Consider the following 17086-nt stretch of genomic DNA (forward strand, 5'->3'; position numbering starts at 1 on the left):
GTCCAGTATCGACGCAGCCCTCCCCCGCCCACTAGCACCTTTCCGACCGATCACCCCCGGGCGCGATGGCGCGACGCTCGGCCCATCCGTCCCCGCTCGAACGTCCCCCGGCGGTGGTGGCGGCTTCGGCGGCGGTTTACGAAGCGGCGGCGGCTTTGCGTGCCCGGTACGCGCTGACGGCCGCCCGGTTCCCGCAGCCGCCGTCGCAGAATCGCTTGGACCGGTTCTTCGACAGGTCGACGTAGACGTCGCCGCAGTTCTGGTATTCGCAGATGCGCAGCCGGCTGAGTTCACCCGTACGCACGACGTCGATGAAGGCCATCGCCGCCTCGACGGCCATCCGGTCGGCCAGCGGGGCATCGGACGGAGTGGCGTGCAGGTGGTAGTCCCAGTTGTCGTGTTTGACCAGCTGGGGCAGGGCGTTGGTCTCGCGGAGCAGCGCGTTGATGATGTCGACGAAGTCTTCGGTGCGCTCGGCGATCGCCAGTTCCCACATGTGGCGCAGCCGGGGCCGCAGCTCCCGAACGGCCTGCAGCTCCGCCCGGGTGTGCGTACGCCCGCCGCTCCATCGGTAGGCCACGAAGAACTCGTCGAGGGCGGCCTCGTCGGGCAGTTTCTCGTCACTGATGCCGTCGGCGTCGACCGTGTTCACCAGGGCGGCGGCCCCGGCCAGGGACACTTCCGTGTCATGAGTAAACAGCATCTTGACTCATTTCCGTGGGAAGCCTACTGTCATCAGTGTAACCCACATTGACTTATTACCGAGGTGATCGACATGGCGCAGCGCGCTACCACAGCCGGCCTCGGGCTGGCCCTGCTCTCCGCCGCGACGTTCGGGACCTCCGGCACGTTCGCCCGGTCGCTGATCGAGGCCGGCTGGTCGGCCGAGGCCGCCGTGGCCGCCCGAGTCGGCATCGCCGCGCTGGTGCTGGCCATCCCGACCGCCGTCGCGCTGCGCGGCAAGGGCCACGTCCTGCTGCGTAACCTGCGGGCCATCGGCCTGTTCGGCATCCTGGCGGTCGGCGGCGCGCAGGTCTGCTTCTTCAACGCCGTTCAATACGTGCCGATCGGCGTCGCGCTGCTGCTGGAGTACCTCGGCATCATCTTGGTCGTCTTCTGGATGTGGGTGGCGCACGGCCAGCGGCCGACCCGGCTCACCGTCGGCGGGGCGGTCGCCGCGCTGGCCGGTCTGGTGCTCGTGCTGAACCTGACCAGCGGCGATGGCATCAGCGGCGTCGGCGTCCTGTGGGGGCTGGGCGCGGCGGTCGGGCTGGCGGCGTACTTCGTGCTCTCGGCACGGGTGGACGAGGAACTGTCGTCGGTCGCCCTGGCCGCCGGCGGGATGGGCCTCGGCTCAGCCGTCCTGCTGGTGCTCGGCGGGGTCGGCGTCCTACCGCTGCACGCGACCTTCGGCGACGTCACCTTCGCCGGGCGCGTGGTCAGCTGGGTCGTGCCGATCCTGGGGCTGTCGCTGATCGCCGCCGCGTTCGCGTACGTGACGGGCATCGGGGCCGCCCGGGTCCTGGGAGCTCGACTGTCCTCGTTCGTCGGGCTCACCGAGGTCCTGTTCGCGGTCCTGTTCGCCTGGCTGATCCTGGACGAACTGCCCACCGTCGTTCAGCTGCTCGGTGGCGTACTGATCGTGGCGGGTGTCGCGCTGGTCCGGCTCGGCGAGCGGACCGCGCCCGCCACCGACCCCACCCCGGCCTCCACCGCCTCCCCCGCCGACACGCCCGACCTCGTCGACGCGCTTCCTCGTTGATCATGGAGTTTCCGGTCGCGGCACACCGCCGAGACCACGGCTAACTCCATGATCAACGGGAATTGGGCGGGGCGCGAGGGGTTCCCCGGTGTCAGACCCAGCCGGTAGGTTCGGCTGATCGGGCCGGCTGGGGGAGGGGGCGCGGATGCCACAGGGCGGGATCTTCTGCGTCGAGGGACAGTGGCATCGCGACCTCCGGGACCGCAGTTCGGTCCGCTCGACGTTGGAGCTGCTCGAACGGCATCGCGGGATCAGGTTCATCCATAAGGACGTCGCCGCCCCCGACGAGCTGACCTATTTCCTCGACCGCTGGACCCTCAAGCAATACGCCGACTACACGGTGGGCTTCTTCGCGATGCACGGCGAGCCCAGCCGGCTGTGCCTGACCGACTGGCACAGCGTCGAGCTGGACGAGATCGCCGACCAGCTCGCCGGCAAGTGCGGGGGCAAGCGCCTCTACTTCGGCAGCTGCTCGGTGATGCAGGGCTCGGAGGCCAAGCTGCACGCCTTCCTGCGGGCGACCGGGGCCGCGCTCATGTGCGGCTTCTCCCGCCAGGTCGACTGGGTCGAGTCGGCCGCGTTCGAGACGGTGCTGCTCGACGTGCTCGCCTCCGGCCAGCGGCACAACGCCACCGAGCTGCGCATCGGGTCACGGCAGTGGGCGCCGCTGGCGGCGTACCTGGGGTTTCGGATCGTCTATGCCAACGGGCGGGTGTGGCGGCCCGGCGTGGCCAAGGTTCGCGTGCCTCGGCAGGTCATGCACTCGCCGTCATAGCGTCTGCTCCAGGCGGACGCTGATGGTCCGGGTCGCGTACCCGAGGTACTCGTTGAGCCGGCGCATGTCCGCGTTGCCACGCTGGGTCCAGGTGTAGACCTCGCGCAGCCCTTTGTTTGCGGCCCAGTGCAGAGTCGCGCGCTTGACGGCCGAGGCCACGCCCCGCCCACGCCAGTCACGGCGGACGGTCGTGAAGGCATTCTCCGCGCGGTCGGTCTGGTCGGTGTCGAGGATCAGGCCGGCGGTTCCGATCAGGTCGCCGGTCGCGTCATCGATCGCGAGGAACGTCGCGCTGGGCTCGCCCAGCCACTCGTCCTCCCACTCCGCCAGCGACACCTTCATCGGCGCGCTCACCGCCATGTCCGCCACCCCGGGCAGGCCCAGCGGCTCATACGCTTCGCGCCACAGTTCCGGCCGCTCGGCCACAGTCACCAGGGATACGCCCAGCGGTGCGACCGCCGCTGGTTCGTCGCCGATGGCGCGGACCTGTTCCACCTGGCGATCTACTTCGACGAATCCGTAGCGCTCGGCGAACGCGGCCGACCCGGCGTCGTCGGCGTTGCCGGAGGCGGCCGGGAAGCCCCGGCGGCGTGCCTCGCCGACCAGGTACGCCAGCAGCTCTGCGCCGATCCCCTGCCGCCGGAAGTCGGGCAGCACCCAGGGCGCGACCGAGCCGGTGCCGCCGATGCTCGACGGGATCAAGCCGCCCGCCGCGACCAGTACGCCGTCGCGCTCGACCACGAACAGCTGCCGATCGGCGGAGGCACGCGACTTCAGCTCTGCCAGCGTCGCCGTACGCTCATAGGGGTAGACCGCTAGGCGGACCGAGCGCCAGGCCTCGTAGTCGGCGTCGGTGGACACTGCGCGGATCGTCAAGCTGCTCACGCGACGCACCGTAGCGGTCGCCGCGGTGACCTGTGAAGCCGATTTCGGCGGGCCCGGTAAGCGTCAGCCGCGATATCCCGGATGGACGCCCGGGGTCAACATCTGCTGCGCGGCGATCCGGCTGAGCATCTCATGCAGCGCCTTGCGTTCGTCGTCGTCGAGGGCCGCGCAGAGATCGTCCTCGTGAGCCCGCCCGACCGCGCCGACTCGCCGGAACAGCTGAGTGCCCGCCTCGGTGAGGTGCAACGCGTAGGAGCGGCGGTCGGGTTCACCGCGTCGCCGCTCGACCAGCCCTCGCTCTTCCAGGGTGTCGACCATCGTGACGAATCGGCTCGGCGGCGTTCCGAGCCGCCTGGCGTACGCCTGCTGGCTCAGTCCCGGGTCGGCGGCGAGCATCCGCAGGAGTCCGGCTTGGGCCGGGGTCAAGTCGAGCGTCGCCACCCGTTCGCGGAACGCGGCTGCGGCATGCGCGCCGATCTGGGCGAGCAGGAAGGCGTTGCCGCCCATCTGAGACCTGTGCTCCACGGCCCGATCGTAGCAGTTGATAAATGATATACAGCTGTATACGATATCCGCCTGTCCATTATTTTGGAGGCAGTAATGGCTCGACCCCAGTCCGGACCACCGCTGATCGCCCCAGCCGCCGCGTTCGCCGCGCTCACCGTCGCGGGCATCGCCTTGGCCGCCCGCACCCCACGACCCGACGCGCCCGCCGCCGAGGTCCTCGGCTATCTGCACGAGCACGCCGGATCGGTCCGGCTTTCCGCGTTCCTGCTGTTCGGGGCGTCCGTCCCGCTGGCGATCTGGGCCGCGGCGGCGTACCGGCGGCTCCGGGCGCTGGGCATCACCGCACCCGGATCGGCGATCGCCCTGGCTGGAGGCGTGCTGGCGGCCGGGTTCGCCGCCATCTCCGCCCTGATCACCTGGACCGCCAGCCGCCTCGGCGACGCGCCCGATCTCGCGGCCGCGTTGCGGGACCTCGCGTTCATCACCGGCGGTCCCGGGTTCACGGCGTTCCTGGGCCTGCTGCTTGCCGGGGTGGCCGTGCCCATGGCGCTGTTGCGCATCCGTCGCCCGTTCGCGCTGGCCGGTCTCGGCCTCGCCCTGGTCGGCGAACTCTCCACACTCGCCGTGCTCACGCTGGATCTGGCAGTCCTGCTACCGGTCGCCCGCTTCGGCGGAATCCTTTGGCTGCTGACGGTCAGCCTCCTGCTGCCCGCCAGCAGGCCGCGGACGAACGGCGTACCGGAATGACCGCGCTGGTAACCGGCGGCACCGGCGGCATCGGCTTCCACATCGCCGCCAAGCTCCGCGCGGCCGGGCAGACGGTGCTCATCACCGGCCGCGACGCCGATCGGGGTCAAGCGGCCGCTGACCGGCTCGGTGCCACCTTCCTGCCCGCGGACCACGCGATGCCGGCGGGCCGACATCGGCTGGCCCAACTGGTACGCGATCAGGCAGCGCAGCTGTCCGTGCTGGTCAACAACGTCGGCGGGGCGGCGTACGCGACGCGGACGGTGACGGCCGAGGGGCACGAGGCGATCCTGGCGCTCAACTACCTCGGCCCGGTCGCGTTGACGCAGTCCCTGCTGCCCCTCCTCACGCCGGACGCGGCGGTGGTTCAGGTCGTGTCGAGCGCCTTCACGATGCATACCGCCGATCCGTTCACCGAGCCGGCCGCCTACACCGCCATCGGGGCGTACGCGCGAGCGAAGCAGCTGAGCGTGCTGGCGACGCTCCACCTGGCGCGGCTGCTGCCGCAGGCCAAGGTCAACGCGGTGAACCCGGGGATGGCGTGGACGGCCGGGGTGGCCGCGCTCACTCCGGAGGCCGTCCCGGCCTGGCGATACGTCTGGCCGATCGTCCGGTTCTTCCAACGCCGGGCGGCCCCGGAGAAGGCCGCCCGAGGTCCGGCGGCGCTGGCGATCGCGCCGGACCTCAGCGGCCGGTACTACGAGGGAGGCAGACCTCGTCCGCTGCCGTCCCGGCTGCTCGATCCGCAGTGGCAGCGGCGCGCCTGGGACGAGGTAGCTGCCGCCGTGGGATGACCGAGTCCGGCTGGTGCTGTGCGCGTACCACTGGTTAATGAATGACGTGGGGCACGAACCTGGCGCCGGTGTCGGTGATCAGGCCGGACGTCTCGCGGATCCCGAGGCCCGCGGGCTCGCCGTCGACCACCCACGCGCCCAGCACCGGCCGCACCCCGTCGAACTCGGGCAGCGCGTAGAAGGCCTGGTAGCACTGGGGGCCTTCGGCCGCCTCGCCGATGGTGAAGCCCGGCGTGATGATCTGGACCCCGGCGCCTTCTCGGCCGAGCAGCGGCTTGGCGACGTAGCCATGGATGATCAGGTCACGCGGCCCGTCGAGGTACGCGGGCAGCAGGTTCGGATGGCCCGGGTGGCGTTCCCAGAGCACCGCGAGCAGCGCCTTGTTCGACAGCAGCATCTTCCACGCGGGCTCGATCCAGCGCGGGCCGCGATCGGACAGCGCCAGGTCGAGCAGGTGGCCGCCGAACTGGTCGCCGACCATCCACTCCCACGGGTAGAGCTTGAAGATCGTCTTGATCTCGCGGTCTTGCTCGTCGACGAACCGGCTGCCGCGGCCGAGCCGACCCGGGTCCCAGCCGATCTCCTCCATCGGCAGGCAGACCGTGTGGTGGCCGGCCAGCTCGGCGCATTCCTGGAGGTAGCTGACGGTGACGTAGTCTTCGCCGATCTCGTCGGCGGTGGTGAACGCGAGGTGCAGCGGGCCGCTGATCGAATGCTTCCGCCAGGCGTCGACCAGCCGCTCGTGCAGCGAGTTCCACTGGTCGGCGTCGGGGAACCGGTCCTCCAGCCAGAACCACTGCGGGCCGGCCGCCTCCAGCAGCGATGTGGGGGTGTCCGCGTTGTACTCCAGCAGCCGGGCCGGGCCGGAGCCGTCGTAGCGCAGATCGAACCGGCCGTAGAGGCTGATCTCGCGGTCGCGGTCGCGCCAGGACTGCTCGATCAGCTGGATGACGCGGGAGTCGGAGATGCCGTAGTCGGCGTACCGGCGGGTGGTGACGACGTGCTCGACCGCGTCCAGGCACAGTTCGTGCAGCTCGGCGACGACCTCCTCCAGTCGCTCGACCTCGGCCAGGCTGAACTCGTAGTACGCCGACTCGTCCCAGTACGTCGTCGGCCGCCCGGACTCGTCTGGCAGCACCGCGTAGTGCAGTCCCTGCTCCTCGACGATGCGCTGCCAGTCCGGCCGGGGTTGGGTCGTGATCCTTCGCATCAGCTTCCGCCGCCGAAGTGGCTGCCGAATCCGCCGCGGGTGAACGACCCACCGGTGACCTTTCCGGTGCCGCCGCCTCCGTGGCCGCCGTAATACCAGCGTCCGTGCCCGCCCGAGCGGCAGTAGCTGGAGTCGATGCGCTGCATGGTGTTGGGATCGACACAGTCACGCCGGTTGTCGCGGTAGACGGCGAAGCCGCAGCAGCCCAGCACGATGACGCCGATCACCCCGTACGCGACGTGCTTGGACTTGAACTTCCGTTGCGGCTGGGCGGCTTTCACCGGCGTGGGCGTTGTCATCTGCACCCCTCCGCGTCGCCGTTTGCGACGACGCTTCCTCCCCGCGCTGTTGGTCATGAGCGGCGAGGATACCCGGACCCCACAACCCTTGCGCAGGTCAGCTAATCTTCCGCGCCATGAGTGATGTGCTCGACGGCCTGGTCGGCTCCGTTGCGTTCACCGGGGTCGGCGTACTGCTGCTGCTCGGCGGGTTTCTGCTGGTCGACTGGCTGACGCCGGGGACGCTGCGGCACCAGATCTGGAGCGAGCGCAACCGCAACGCGTCGCTCTTCCTCGCCTCGGCGTTGGTCGGCGTGGGGGCGATCGCGTTCACCTCGATCATGACCACGTACGCCGAGTTCTGGGTCGGCCTGGTGTCGACCGCGATCTACGGAACCCTCGGTCTGCTGCTCATGGCGGGCGCGTTCTGGCTGCTCGATCTCCTGACGCCGGGCAAGCTGGGCGAGATCATCGTCGATCCCGAACCGCACCCGGCGGTGTGGGTGAGCGCGGCCTCGAACGGGGCGATCGCGGCGATCGTCTGCGCTGCGATCTCCTAGCGCCGCGATCTTCCGAGGTTGGCCGCCTAAGCTGGCGGCGTGGGGGATGTCTACGTCATAGAGACCGGGGTCGTCGAACTCGTCGAGGACCCCGACGAGCCGGACGCCTGGACGCTGGTCGTCAACGGCATGCCGCAGTCGCACGTGAACCTCGCCGACCCGGTGATGATCGCGTTCGACTACGTTCGCCGGTCGCTCAAGATGATCGAGCTGACGCTGCCCGCCGGGCCGTTGCGCGTACTGCATCTGGGCGGCGGCGGGCTGAGCCTGCCGCGCTGCCTGTCGCTGCTGCGGCCGGGCAGCGAGCAGACCGTCGTCGAGATCGATCCGCTGCTGGCCGACCTGGTCGCCGAGAAGTTGCCGCTGCACCCCGACTCCGGGGTCACAGTCACCATCGGCGACGCCCGGGACGCGCTGGCCGCCGCTCCGGCGCAGGAATACGACCTGATCATCGCCGACATCTTCACCGGCTCGGCGGTCCCCCGGCACGTGACGAACGCCCAGTTCGTGAAACTGGCGGCGGCTGCCCTAGCTCCCGGCGGCATGTATCTGGCCAACGTGATCGACGGCCGGCCGCTGATCTTCCTGCGGGGCCTGATCCAAGCCGTCCGGGACGCGTTCGGCGACCTCGTAGTCGCCGCGGAGGAAGACGTCTTCGCCGAGCAACTGCGCGGCAACTTCCTGATCGCGGGCTCGGACCGGGATCTGCGCGTACTCAGCGAGCTGCCCGAGGACGACCCCTATGATCTCGTCGTCAAGCGGGGCAAGGAGCTGAGCAGATTCTTGGCCGGGGAGCTGCCTAACCGCTGATCTCGTTGCCGGGATGGGTGCGGTCGTAATCGTCCCGGGCTTGCGCGATGACCTCCTTGTGCGCCGCCGACCAGTCGGTGAGCTGCCGGACCAGGTGGGTCAGGCTCGCGCCGAGCTCGGTCAGCCGGTAGTCGACCTGCGCGGGGACGGTCGGGTAGACCGTGCGCACCACCAGGCCGTCGCGCTCCAATCGGCGTACCGACAGGGTGAGCATGCGCTGGGAGATGCCGTGGATGGCGCGCTGCAGTTCCCGGAAGCGCCGCGGCCCGCTCGCGAGTTCGACGATCACCAGCACCGACCACTTGTCGCCGAGGCGCGCCAGCACGTCGCGGATGCCGCAGTCCGGGTGGTCCTCGTGCCCGCAGGGTTCGAGGTCTGCCACCAGGGTGGTTACCGCGGTGTGCGTGACTGACATCGAACTGCCTCCTTGTGGCTGGTCGGTGGGCGTCTCAGGATCAGGCCATGACTGACACGATCTTGGTGACCGGGGCGAGTGGCAATCTCGGCCGGGCCACCCTTGCAGCGTTGCACGCCCGTGGCGTCGCGGCGACGGGCGGCAGCCGTACGCCGGGTGCTGGGATGCGCCGCGTCGACTTCGATGATCGTTCCACGCTGGAGCTGACCGGGGTGGCGACGCTGGTGCTGGTCTCGGCCGGATACGCCGAGGACGACGAGGTCGTCGAGCGGCATGCGAACGTCGTGGCGGCGGCGGCCCGGGGCGGTGTGCAGCACCTCGTCTACACCAGCCTGACCAGTGCCGGGGACCACCTCGCCTTCGCCTCGGCCCATCGGGCGACCGAGCGGCTGGTCCGGGCGAGCGGCGTACCGTGGACGATCCTGCGCAACGGGTTGTACGCCGAACTGTTCGGGGCGCTGCTGATGTGGGCCGGCGACGGGGTGGAGTCGGCGTACGGGGACGGCGCGCTCGCGGCGGTCACCCGGGCGGATCTGGCGGAGGCCGCCGCGATCGTCGCCGCCGATCCGGCTCGCCACGCCGGGCGCACCTACGATCTCGTCGGTACGCCCATCACTGCCGCGCAGGTGGCCGATCGGCTCGGGGTGCCGCATCGGACGATCGGCCTGGGCGAGCTGCGCCGTCGGCTGCTCGGGCTGCCGGAGCTGTTGCCGTTCCAGCCGCCGATGATCGCGTCGATCGCGACCGGCGTACGCCACGGCTTCCTGGCCGAGCCGGGCCCGGACCTGGCCGACCTGCTCGGCCGGCCGGTCCAGGATCCGGTGACGATGGCGGTGGCCGCCGCGTCGGCTACCCGGCCCGCGGTCGCCGGGCAGCCGCAGGCGGTCCTACGCCCCTAGCCGTCGGCCATCGCTCCGCTATGCAAAGCACGAAGCCAGCCTCAGGCGGGTGGCACCAGTCGGTAGCCGACGCCGCGGATGGTCAGGATCAGCTTCGGGTCGTGCTGATCGTCGCCGAGCCGCTGGCGCAGCCGCTGCACGTGCACGGTGACGGTGTTGGAGTTCTGGACTCCGCCCCACACCGCGTCGTGGATCTGTTCGCGCGTCACCACCTTGTCGGCGTTGGACATCAGCAGTTGCAGCAGCCGCAGCTCCCGCATCGGGATGCGGACCGGCTGGCCGCGGAGCTGCACGGTGAGGCTGCCGGGGTCGAGTTGCAGTTCCCCGACCTGCAGCAGCGGCCCTTCCGCAGGCATCGCCCGCAGGGCGAGCAGCATCGGCAGCAGTTCGCCGATGCGGTAGGGCCGGGCGACGCAGGCGGCGGCGCCGGCCGCGAGGGCTTCGGCCGCGGCCGGGCCGTCGCCGTCGGACACGCCGAGCACGACCGGGATGCCCGTCCGCGACGCGAGCGTACGCACGAAGGCGGCGCCGCCGATGGTGGGCAGCGCGGTCGCGGCGAGGACCGCGTCCGGATGCTCGGCACCGGCGATGAGCAGGGCCTCAGCCCCGTCCGAGCAGGTGATCGCGCGAATGGCGTGATCACCTAGCTCGTCTGCGACCCGGGACGCCACCTCCGGATCGGGATCAGCGACCAGCAGCACGACCACAGGTCACCCGAAGCGACCGGTGATGTAGTCCTCGGTCCGCTTCTCTCCCGGGTTCGTGAAGATCTTGGAGGTCACGTCGTACTCGATGAGGCGGCCCGGGTCACCGGTCTGCGAGATCGAGAAGAACGCGGTGCGGTCGCTGACTCGGGCGGCCTGCTGCATGTTGTGGGTCACGATGATGATCGTGTAGTCGTTCTTCAGCTCGAAGATGAGGTCCTCGATCGCGCCGGTGGAGATCGGGTCGAGCGCGGAGCAGGGCTCGTCCATGAGGACGACCTGCGGCTCGACGGCGATCGTGCGGGCGATGCAGAGTCGCTGCTGCTGACCGCCGGACAGGCCGGCGCCCGGCTTGGTGAGCCGGTTCTTGACCTCGTCCCACAGGTTGGCGTGCTTGAGCGCCTTCTCGCAGGCGTCGTCGAGGGCGTTCTTCTTGCGCAGGCCGTTCAGGCGCAGCCCGGCGACCACGTTGTCGTAGATCGACATCGTGGGGAACGGGTTGGGGCGCTGGAAGACCATGCCGATCGAGCGGCGTACCGCGGTGACGTCGACGGCCCGGTCGTAGATGTCCTGACCGTCCATGGTCAGCCGGCCTTCGACCCGGGCGCCGGGCAGCACCTCGTGCATGCGGTTGATCGACCGCAGGAACGTCGACTTGCCGCAGCCCGACGGCCCGATGAGGGCGGTGACCGACCGGGGCTCGATGGTCATCGTGATGTCCTCGATGGCCTTGAACTGTCCGTAGTACGCGGTCACCCCGACCGCTTCGATGCGCTTCGCCATTGTCCTTTTCCTTCGAGTCCTCGTCGGCGCGCTCAGCGCTCGAGCTTGCTACGGCGGGCCAGCAGCTTCGCCGCGATGGTCAGAATGAGCACGAGCAGAACCAGCGTCAGTGCCGCGGCCCAGGCCCGAGCCGGGGCGTACTTGCTCGCCGAGCCGGCCTGGTCCCAGATGTAGATCGCCAGCGACGACTGCTGACCGATGACCGGGTTCGTGTTGATCGAGTTGAAACCGCCGGCGACGAGCAGGACCGGGGCCGTCTCGCCGCAGGCTCGGGCGACCGCCAGCATGACGCCGGTGACGATGCCGGGCAGCGCGGTCGGCAGGACGACCCGCATGATCGTCTTCCACTTCGGGATGCCCAGGGCGTACGAGCCTTCGCGCAGGGCGTCGGGCACCAGGCGCAGCATCTCCTCGGTGGAGCGGGTGATCGTCGGCAGCATCAGTACGCTCAGCGCCAGTGACGCGGCGAAGCCCGAGTAGCCGGGCTTGCCGTCCGGGCTGTACAGCGGGTACACCACGTACACCCAGAAGGCCAGGATGAACAGACCGGCCACGATGGACGGGATGCCCGTCATGACGTCGACGAAGAACCGGATGATGTTGGCCAGCCGGCCCCGGCCGTACTCCACGATGTAGATCGCGGCGCCGACGCCGAGCGGCACGGTGATGAGCGTGGCGATGCCCGCCTGCTCCAGGGTTCCGATGATCGCGTGGTACGCCCCGCCGTTGGCGTCGAAGGCGGTGATGCCGTTCATCGAGTGGCTGAAGAAGTCGCCGTCCATCCGCTCGATGCCCTTGCTGACCAGCGTCCAGGCCACCGACAGCAGGGGCAGCAAGGCCAGGATGAACGCCGAGTAGATCAGCGAGCTGGCGATGCGGTTACGCGCCGCCCGGCTGCCCTCGATCTGCCGGGCCGCCAGCCACAGCAGGAACAGGTAGAGCACGACGGACGCGATGGCGGTCAGCACGATGCCGCCGCCGAGCAGGCCCCCGGCGTACACGATGAGATAGCTGAGCAGCACGGAGCCGGCGGCGACCGCCCAGGGCGCCCACTTCGGAAGCCGGCGGGCTCGAAGGCCCGTGACCGGCGCGGACAGGGTGGTCATAGCGCGCTCCGGAACTCACGACGGCGGTAGATGATCGCGCGGGCGATCATGTTGACGACGAGGGTGATCGCGAACAGCACCAGACCGGAGGCGATCAGCGCGCCCCGGCCGGTCTCGCCCGCCTCGCCGAAGCGGTTGGCGATGTTGGCCGCGATCGAGTTGCCGCCGACGCCGATGATGTCGAACGACACGTTGAAGGCCGCGCTCAAGGTCATCGCCAGCGCGATGGTCTCGCCGAGCGCGCGGCCCAGGCCGAGCATGACCGAGGCGATGATGCCGGGGCGCCCGTAGGGCAGCACCGCGACGCGGATCATCTCCCACTTGGTCGCACCCAGGGCCAACGCCGCCTCTTCGTTCATCTTCGGCGTCTGCATGAAGACCTCGCGCGACAGCGAGGTGACGATCGGCAGCACCATGATGGCCAGCACGATCGAGCCGAGCAGCGGCGATTTGCCGTAGGGACCCTCGCTGGCGAAGAACGGCAGGAAGCCCAGGTACTGATGCAGCCACGCGGACAGGTCGCCGACCGGGCCGACCAGGTACTCCCGGCCCCACAGGCCGAAGACGATGCTGGGCACCGCGGCGAGCAGGTCGATGAGGAAGCCCAGTGCGGTGGCGACGCGGCGCGGCGCGTAGTGCGACAGGCACAGCGCGATGCCGAGCGCGATGGGCACGGCGATCAGCAGCGCGATCGCGGCCGTCACGATGGTGCCCCAGGCCAGCGCGGCGATGCCGAACACCGACGGCGTGCTGTCGGGGAACCAGGTCTTCTCGGTGAGGAAGTTGACGGTGTCCGTCTTGATCGCCGGGATCGCCTTGGCGACCAGGAAGGTGGCGATCGCGATGATGATGACGAGCACCATGAGGCCGGAGCCGGTGGACAGCGAGCGGAAGACGCCCTCACCGCCCCCGAACCGGCGACGGCGCCCGAGGTTCACCGCGGCGGTGTCACGCCCACCGGACACGCGGTGGTTCGTGACCGAGGCCTTCTCGGTCGAAGCCGGCTTCGGATCCTGCTGATCCTGCCGGTTCGAGCCCAGGGTTGGAGGGTTCATAGTCGTTCGTCTCATCACTCTCGGGTGGCGCCTGACGAGGACGTCGGTTCGTGGGCGGTCGTGCTACGCGGTGTGCCCGGCGGGAGGTGTGAGGAGACCTCCCGCCGGGCGGCGGTGCGGTGGTGCGTCAGCTCAGTGCGGCGATCGAGGCCTGAACCTTGGTCTGGACCTCGGTCGGCAGGGCCGCGTAGCCCAGCTGGGTGAGCTTGGTCTGGCCGTCGCCGGCGGCGTACTTGAGGAAGGACTTCAGCAGCGCGACCTTGTCGGCGGCGGTGCCCTTCTCGCAGACGATCTCGTAGGTCACCAGGACGATCGGGTACGCGCCCGCGGCCTTGGTGTTGTAGTCGATCGACAGCTTGAGGTCGTTGCCGGTGCCCTTGACCTCGGCTCCGGCGATGGTCTTACCGGCCGACTCGCTGGTCAGCGCGGTGTACTCACCGGCGGCGTTCTTGATCTTCGCCTTGTTCAGGCCGTTGGCCTCGGCGAACGACCACTCGACGTAGCCGATGGCGCCGTCGGTCTTCTTCACGGCGGCGCTGACGCCGTCGCTGCCCTTCTCGCCCTGGCCGCCCGGGGCCTTCCACTCCTTGGCGTTGGAGTAGGTCCACGCGTCGGCGGCGGACTTCGAGAGGTACTTGGTGAAGTTGTCGGTGGTGCCCGACGACTCGTTGCGGTGGATCGCCAGGATCTTGGTGGCCGGCAGGGTCGCCGACGGGTTGTCCGCCTTGATCTCCGCCGCGTTCCAGGTGGTGATCTTGCCGGCGAAGATGCCCGCCAGGGTGGCCGGGCTCAGCTGGAGGTCGCTCACGCCCTGGACGTTGGTGACGATCGCGATCGGGCCGATCACCAGCGGCAGGTGGATCGCCTTGCCGGTCGCGCAGCGCGCGTCGGCCTTGGGCTGCTCGTCGTCCTTGAGCGCCGAGTCGCTGCCCGCGAAGTCGGCCAGGCCACCGGTGAAGGCGGTGACGCCCGCGCCGGAGCTGGTGCCCTGGTAGTCGACGGTCGCGCCGGAGCACTTGGCCTGGAAGTCCTTGACCCACTGCTCCATGGCGTTCTTCTGCGCGGAGGAACCCTGGGCGGTGAGCTTGCCCGTGGCGCAGTCGCCGGAGGCGGCCGAAGAAGAAGAGTTGCTCGGCGTACCCGAGTTGTTGTCAGTGCCACACGCCGCAAGCGCGAGCGTCGCGGTCAGCATGACACCGGCGAGGATGCCGTGCCGCTTGAGCTTCACGTCTGTCCCTTTCGAGGGGGTTGCCGGCCGCACGCCCGCCGAGGTGTGGCGGGGACCGGCCGGATCGCTTGATTTCCGACTGCGGTCAACGTAAGCGCGGCAGGTAGCCGCTCACCCCGAGCTGAGTGAACGAAGGGTGAACAGGTGAACGGCCGAAGGTGACATGACCAGCGGAAATTAGTCCGTTTTGTTCATCGCTGGGGCTAGAAGTGCCGCGGTGTCACGCATCGCCAGGACGGCGGTCGCAGCGGCGAAGCCGAGGTCTGCACGGTGACCTGACGGCACGGCGTACGCACGTAAAGCCGTCCCGGCAGCGGCCCGGTCAGCACGATGCCCCCGAGGGCGGGGTCGAAGCGCAGGTCGTCGACCAGCATCGCCCGTACGCCGTCAGGGTCGTCGACCTCCCAGTCGCTGACCTGATGAAAGAGGAAGCGGACCGGAAAACGCAGCCGCCGAGAACCCAGGTAACCGGCTCGATTACCGGTCACCGCCAACTCCGTACCCAGGTCACAAAGGGTGGTCAGATCCAGAAAGGCGTCGTCGAGCCAGGGCTCGATCCGATCGATCTTGACCACCACGGCGAGCGTGCGATCCCCCACACCGGTCATCTTCTCGCGACAAGGCCGTCGTTTTGGCGTTTTCCGGATGCGTACCCCGTTCGGCTGGGGCAAGCTGGCGGCATGACCGCCCGCACGCTCGTGCTCCTGCGCCATGCCAAGGCCGATCGCCCCAGCGGGATCGCCGACACCGACCGGCCCCTGACCGATCGAGGTCACGCCGACGCCGCCGCGGCCGGAGCCTGGCTGCTGGCCAGCGGACACGTTCCTGACCTGGTGCTCTGCTCACCAGCCCGGCGGACGAGGCAGACCTGGCACTCCGTGGCGATCGCGCTCGGCGGCGCGGGCTCGCCGAAGGTGCAGTACGAGCGGGAACTGTACGACGGTGAACTCGCCGAAGCACTCGACCTGATCGCGGCGGCCGCCAAGGAATCGGCGGCCGAAGCGTCGGCCGGCAAGTCGCACACCATTCTTCTCATCGGGCACAACCCGACGATCTCCCAGCTGTCGGCCGCGCTGGACCAGGCCGGGCAGGCGGACTCCGACGGGCTGCGGACCAGCGGGATCGCGGTGCACGAACTGCCCGACGAGTGGCACGCCGGAACGGTGGCTCCCCTGCGAGCCACCCACACCGCTCGCGCCGACTAGCCCGAGCGTCGCAGCGAGCCGCGCCGAGCGAGCGGGGCAGCGAACGCACGCGAGGGACCGAGCGCCCCGCTCGCGCACTAGCGAGGGCGCCCGGTCCGGATACGCGGCGTACCCCAGGAATGTTCACCGCGTACCCCCCAACCTCGGGGAGGGGGTGGGGTCAGGAGACGAAGAGCAGACGGTTCGGGGAGTTGGTGCCAGCGCTGGTCACGACGCCGGTCGTGGCATTGGCGATGAGGGCCGCGGCCACCTGGGCCGGGGTGTACGCCGTGTTGTCGGCCAGGATCAGGGCGGCCGCTCCGGCGACGTGCGGGGTCGCCATCGAGGTGCCGCTGATCGTGTTCGTGGCGGTGGTGCTGGAGTACCACGACGAGGTGATGCTCACGCCGGGGGCGAAGATGTCCAGGCAGGAGCCGTAGTTGGACCAGGACGCCTTGGCGTCGGTGCTGCTCGTCGCGCCGACCGTGATCGCCGTGCCGACCCGGGCCGGGCTGTAGTTGCAGGCGTTGAGGCCGTTGTTGCCCGCCGCGATGGCGTACGTGACGCCGGAGGTGATCGAGGCGGCGACCGCGTTGTCCAGCGTGGTGCTGGCGCCGCCGCCGAGGCTCATGTTGGCCACGGCCGGCTTGATCGCGTTGGACGTCACCCAGTTGATGCCGGAGACGACGCCCGCGGTGGTGCCGCTGCCGGAACAGTTGAGCACGCGTACGCCGACCAGCAGGACGCCCTTGGCGACGCCGTAGGTGCTGCCGCCGATGGTGCCGGCGACGTGCGTACCGTGGCCGTTGCAGTCGGTGGCGTTGCTGTCGTTGTCGACGAAGTCGTAGCCGCTGCTGGCCCGGCCGCCGAACTGCGAGTGGGTGGTGAGGATGCCGGTGTCGATCACGTACGCGTGCACATTGGATGCCGTGGTCGAGTAGGTGTAGGTGGTGCTCAACGGCAGCGCCCGCTGGTCGATGCGGTCGATGCCCCAGGTCGCGCCGGTCTGGGTGGCGCTCGCGGTGAAGTACTGGTTCTGCTCAACATAGGCGACCGCGGGATCGGCCGCGATGCGGGCGGCGGCGGTGGCCGACCCGGCGAACTCGTAGCCGCGCACGGCCGAGTTCCAGGTACGCACGGATGAGCCGCCGAACCGGCCGGTCAACCGGGAGGCGTTGGCCGAGACGGCCGTGGTGGAGACCGAGCCGTCCTTGAAGACGACCAGGTAGCTGCCGGGGACGGCGGTGGGGCTGCCGGCGTACCGGATCTGGCCGCTGGGCGCGGCGGCGGCGTTGGTGGTTCCGGCGAACGTCACCACGGCCGTGACGGCGACCGCGGCCAGCGGCACTACGCCGCGGCGGAGTTGTGCGAGGACCTTGTTCAC

21 protein-coding genes are annotated in these 17086 nt (G+C 69.8%); 8 read left to right on the top strand and 13 right to left on the bottom strand.

Translation table 11 applies throughout. The features are described from left to right. Positions 1-136: 136 nt before the first annotated feature. A complete protein-coding gene (locus HDA40_RS12875; RefSeq protein ID WP_253755331.1) occupies positions 137-703 on the bottom strand; it encodes a CGNR zinc finger domain-containing protein in 567 nt (188 codons plus the stop codon). A gap of 72 nt (positions 704-775) precedes the next feature. Between HDA40_RS12875 and HDA40_RS12880 the strand changes: the two genes are divergently transcribed. Together HDA40_RS12880 and HDA40_RS12885 are read left to right on the top strand one after the other, a co-directional pair. Continuing rightward, positions 776-1762, top strand: coding sequence for an EamA family transporter (locus HDA40_RS12880; RefSeq protein ID WP_253755333.1), 987 nt, complete (start codon positions 776-778; stop codon positions 1760-1762). A 145-nt stretch (positions 1763-1907) separates the two neighbouring features. After that, a complete protein-coding gene (locus HDA40_RS12885) occupies positions 1908-2537 on the top strand; it encodes a DUF6642 family protein (RefSeq protein ID WP_253755335.1) in 630 nt (209 codons plus the stop codon). On the opposite strand, the gene HDA40_RS12890 is transcribed toward HDA40_RS12885, so the two are convergent. Both HDA40_RS12890 and HDA40_RS12895 read right to left on the bottom strand, forming a co-directional pair. Continuing rightward, positions 2532-3422 carry a GNAT family N-acetyltransferase gene (locus HDA40_RS12890; protein WP_253755337.1) on the bottom strand — a complete coding sequence of 297 codons (891 nt, stop codon included), beginning with the start codon at positions 3420-3422 and terminating at the stop codon, positions 2532-2534. The two genes, HDA40_RS12885 and HDA40_RS12890, sit on opposite strands and share 6 nt — an antisense overlap. A gap of 63 nt (positions 3423-3485) precedes the next feature. Next, positions 3486-3947 (bottom strand): MarR family winged helix-turn-helix transcriptional regulator, encoded by a 462-nt coding sequence (locus HDA40_RS12895; RefSeq protein ID WP_253755339.1) that lies wholly within the window; start codon positions 3945-3947, stop codon positions 3486-3488. A gap of 75 nt (positions 3948-4022) precedes the next feature. Between HDA40_RS12895 and HDA40_RS12900 the strand changes: the two genes are divergently transcribed. Both HDA40_RS12900 and HDA40_RS12905 read left to right on the top strand, forming a co-directional pair. Further along, positions 4023-4676, top strand: coding sequence for a hypothetical protein (locus HDA40_RS12900; protein ID WP_253755341.1), 654 nt, complete (start codon positions 4023-4025; stop codon positions 4674-4676). Continuing rightward, positions 4673-5470 carry an SDR family NAD(P)-dependent oxidoreductase gene (locus HDA40_RS12905; protein ID WP_253755343.1) on the top strand — a complete coding sequence of 266 codons (798 nt, stop codon included), beginning with the start codon at positions 4673-4675 and terminating at the stop codon, positions 5468-5470. The genes HDA40_RS12900 and HDA40_RS12905 overlap by 4 nt, the downstream gene beginning before the upstream one ends. A 34-nt stretch (positions 5471-5504) precedes the next feature. Here HDA40_RS12905 and HDA40_RS12910 read toward each other — a convergent pair whose 3' ends face one another. Further along, positions 5505-6680: a glutathionylspermidine synthase family protein gene (locus HDA40_RS12910; protein WP_253755345.1), complete on the bottom strand. Its 1176-nt coding sequence runs from the start codon at positions 6678-6680 to the stop codon at positions 5505-5507. Further along, complete coding sequence (locus HDA40_RS12915; RefSeq protein WP_253755347.1) at positions 6680-6979, bottom strand: hypothetical protein; 300 nt, start codon at positions 6977-6979, stop codon at positions 6680-6682. The genes HDA40_RS12910 and HDA40_RS12915 overlap by 1 nt, the downstream gene beginning before the upstream one ends. Positions 6980-7095: 116 nt before the next feature. Between HDA40_RS12915 and HDA40_RS12920 the strand changes: the two genes are divergently transcribed. Together HDA40_RS12920 and HDA40_RS12925 are read left to right on the top strand one after the other, a co-directional pair. Further along, a complete protein-coding gene (locus HDA40_RS12920) occupies positions 7096-7518 on the top strand; it encodes a DUF350 domain-containing protein (RefSeq protein WP_253755349.1) in 423 nt (140 codons plus the stop codon). A 39-nt stretch (positions 7519-7557) separates the two neighbouring features. Further along, on the top strand, positions 7558-8328 hold the full coding sequence (locus HDA40_RS12925) for a fused MFS/spermidine synthase (RefSeq protein ID WP_253755351.1): 771 nt from the start codon (positions 7558-7560) through the stop codon (positions 8326-8328). On the opposite strand, the gene HDA40_RS12930 is transcribed toward HDA40_RS12925, so the two are convergent. Beyond that, positions 8318-8743, bottom strand: a complete 426-nt coding sequence (locus HDA40_RS12930) for a winged helix-turn-helix transcriptional regulator (protein WP_253755353.1) — start codon at positions 8741-8743, stop codon at positions 8318-8320. The genes HDA40_RS12925 and HDA40_RS12930 overlap by 11 nt on opposite strands. A 47-nt stretch (positions 8744-8790) precedes the next feature. On the opposite strand from HDA40_RS12930, the gene HDA40_RS12935 reads away from it, so the two are divergent. After that, positions 8791-9642, top strand: a complete 852-nt coding sequence (locus HDA40_RS12935) for an NAD(P)H-binding protein (protein ID WP_253755355.1) — start codon at positions 8791-8793, stop codon at positions 9640-9642. Positions 9643-9683: 41 nt separating this feature from the next. Here the strand turns inward: HDA40_RS12935 and HDA40_RS12940 are convergent, their stop codons facing one another. The 6 genes from HDA40_RS12940 to HDA40_RS12965 all read right to left on the bottom strand — a co-directional run bounded on the left by HDA40_RS12940 (position 9684) and on the right by HDA40_RS12965 (position 15117). Then, positions 9684-10343, bottom strand: a complete 660-nt coding sequence (locus HDA40_RS12940) for a winged helix-turn-helix transcriptional regulator (RefSeq protein WP_253755357.1) — start codon at positions 10341-10343, stop codon at positions 9684-9686. Positions 10344-10352: 9 nt separating this feature from the next. Then, positions 10353-11129 (bottom strand): phosphate ABC transporter ATP-binding protein PstB, encoded by a 777-nt coding sequence (gene pstB / locus HDA40_RS12945; RefSeq protein ID WP_253755359.1) that lies wholly within the window; start codon positions 11127-11129, stop codon positions 10353-10355. Positions 11130-11161: 32 nt separating this feature from the next. Beyond that, positions 11162-12235 (bottom strand): phosphate ABC transporter permease PstA, encoded by a 1074-nt coding sequence (gene pstA, locus HDA40_RS12950; protein WP_253755361.1) that lies wholly within the window; start codon positions 12233-12235, stop codon positions 11162-11164. Next, the gene (pstC, locus tag HDA40_RS12955) at positions 12232-13290 is read right to left on the bottom strand and encodes a phosphate ABC transporter permease subunit PstC (protein WP_275978235.1); all 1059 of its coding nucleotides are present in this window, start codon (positions 13288-13290) and stop codon (positions 12232-12234) included. The genes pstA and pstC overlap by 4 nt, the downstream gene beginning before the upstream one ends. A 127-nt stretch (positions 13291-13417) precedes the next feature. Next, on the bottom strand, positions 13418-14518 hold the full coding sequence (gene pstS / locus HDA40_RS12960) for a phosphate ABC transporter substrate-binding protein PstS (RefSeq protein ID WP_253755363.1): 1101 nt from the start codon (positions 14516-14518) through the stop codon (positions 13418-13420). 203 nt (positions 14519-14721) lie between these two features. Next, on the bottom strand, positions 14722-15117 hold the full coding sequence (locus HDA40_RS12965; protein WP_253755365.1) for a hypothetical protein: 396 nt from the start codon (positions 15115-15117) through the stop codon (positions 14722-14724). 81 nt (positions 15118-15198) lie between these two features. Here HDA40_RS12965 and HDA40_RS12970 point away from each other — a divergent pair, with 81 nt between their 5' ends. After that, positions 15199-15723 carry a SixA phosphatase family protein gene (locus HDA40_RS12970; RefSeq protein WP_253755367.1) on the top strand — a complete coding sequence of 175 codons (525 nt, stop codon included), beginning with the start codon at positions 15199-15201 and terminating at the stop codon, positions 15721-15723. A 160-nt stretch (positions 15724-15883) separates the two neighbouring features. Here HDA40_RS12970 and HDA40_RS12975 read toward each other — a convergent pair whose 3' ends face one another. Then, a complete protein-coding gene (locus tag HDA40_RS12975) occupies positions 15884-17086 on the bottom strand; it encodes a S8 family peptidase (RefSeq protein WP_372502859.1) in 1203 nt (400 codons plus the stop codon).

Origin of the sequence: Hamadaea flava, from assembly GCF_024172085.1 — a bacterium.
Taxonomy (GTDB): Bacteria; Actinomycetota; Actinomycetes; order Mycobacteriales; family Micromonosporaceae; genus Hamadaea; species Hamadaea flava.

Coding starts and splice junctions, on each gene's coding strand:
- pstC (WP_275978235.1), bottom strand. CDS start 13,290: ATGAACCCTCCAACCCTGGGCTCGAACCGGCAGGATCAGCAGGATCCG.
- pstB (WP_253755359.1), bottom strand. CDS start 11,129: ATGGCGAAGCGCATCGAAGCGGTCGGGGTGACCGCGTACTACGGACAG.
- HDA40_RS12885 (WP_253755335.1), top strand. CDS start 1,908: ATGCCACAGGGCGGGATCTTCTGCGTCGAGGGACAGTGGCATCGCGAC.
- HDA40_RS12935 (WP_253755355.1), top strand. CDS start 8,791: ATGACTGACACGATCTTGGTGACCGGGGCGAGTGGCAATCTCGGCCGG.
- HDA40_RS12875 (WP_253755331.1), bottom strand. CDS start 703: ATGCTGTTTACTCATGACACGGAAGTGTCCCTGGCCGGGGCCGCCGCC.
- HDA40_RS12880 (WP_253755333.1), top strand. CDS start 776: ATGGCGCAGCGCGCTACCACAGCCGGCCTCGGGCTGGCCCTGCTCTCC.
- HDA40_RS12915 (WP_253755347.1), bottom strand. CDS start 6,979: ATGACAACGCCCACGCCGGTGAAAGCCGCCCAGCCGCAACGGAAGTTC.
- HDA40_RS12910 (WP_253755345.1), bottom strand. CDS start 6,680: ATGCGAAGGATCACGACCCAACCCCGGCCGGACTGGCAGCGCATCGTC.
- HDA40_RS12920 (WP_253755349.1), top strand. CDS start 7,096: ATGAGTGATGTGCTCGACGGCCTGGTCGGCTCCGTTGCGTTCACCGGG.
- HDA40_RS12905 (WP_253755343.1), top strand. CDS start 4,673: ATGACCGCGCTGGTAACCGGCGGCACCGGCGGCATCGGCTTCCACATC.
- pstA (WP_253755361.1), bottom strand. CDS start 12,235: ATGACCACCCTGTCCGCGCCGGTCACGGGCCTTCGAGCCCGCCGGCTT.
- HDA40_RS12970 (WP_253755367.1), top strand. CDS start 15,199: ATGACCGCCCGCACGCTCGTGCTCCTGCGCCATGCCAAGGCCGATCGC.
- HDA40_RS12900 (WP_253755341.1), top strand. CDS start 4,023: ATGGCTCGACCCCAGTCCGGACCACCGCTGATCGCCCCAGCCGCCGCG.
- HDA40_RS12930 (WP_253755353.1), bottom strand. CDS start 8,743: ATGTCAGTCACGCACACCGCGGTAACCACCCTGGTGGCAGACCTCGAA.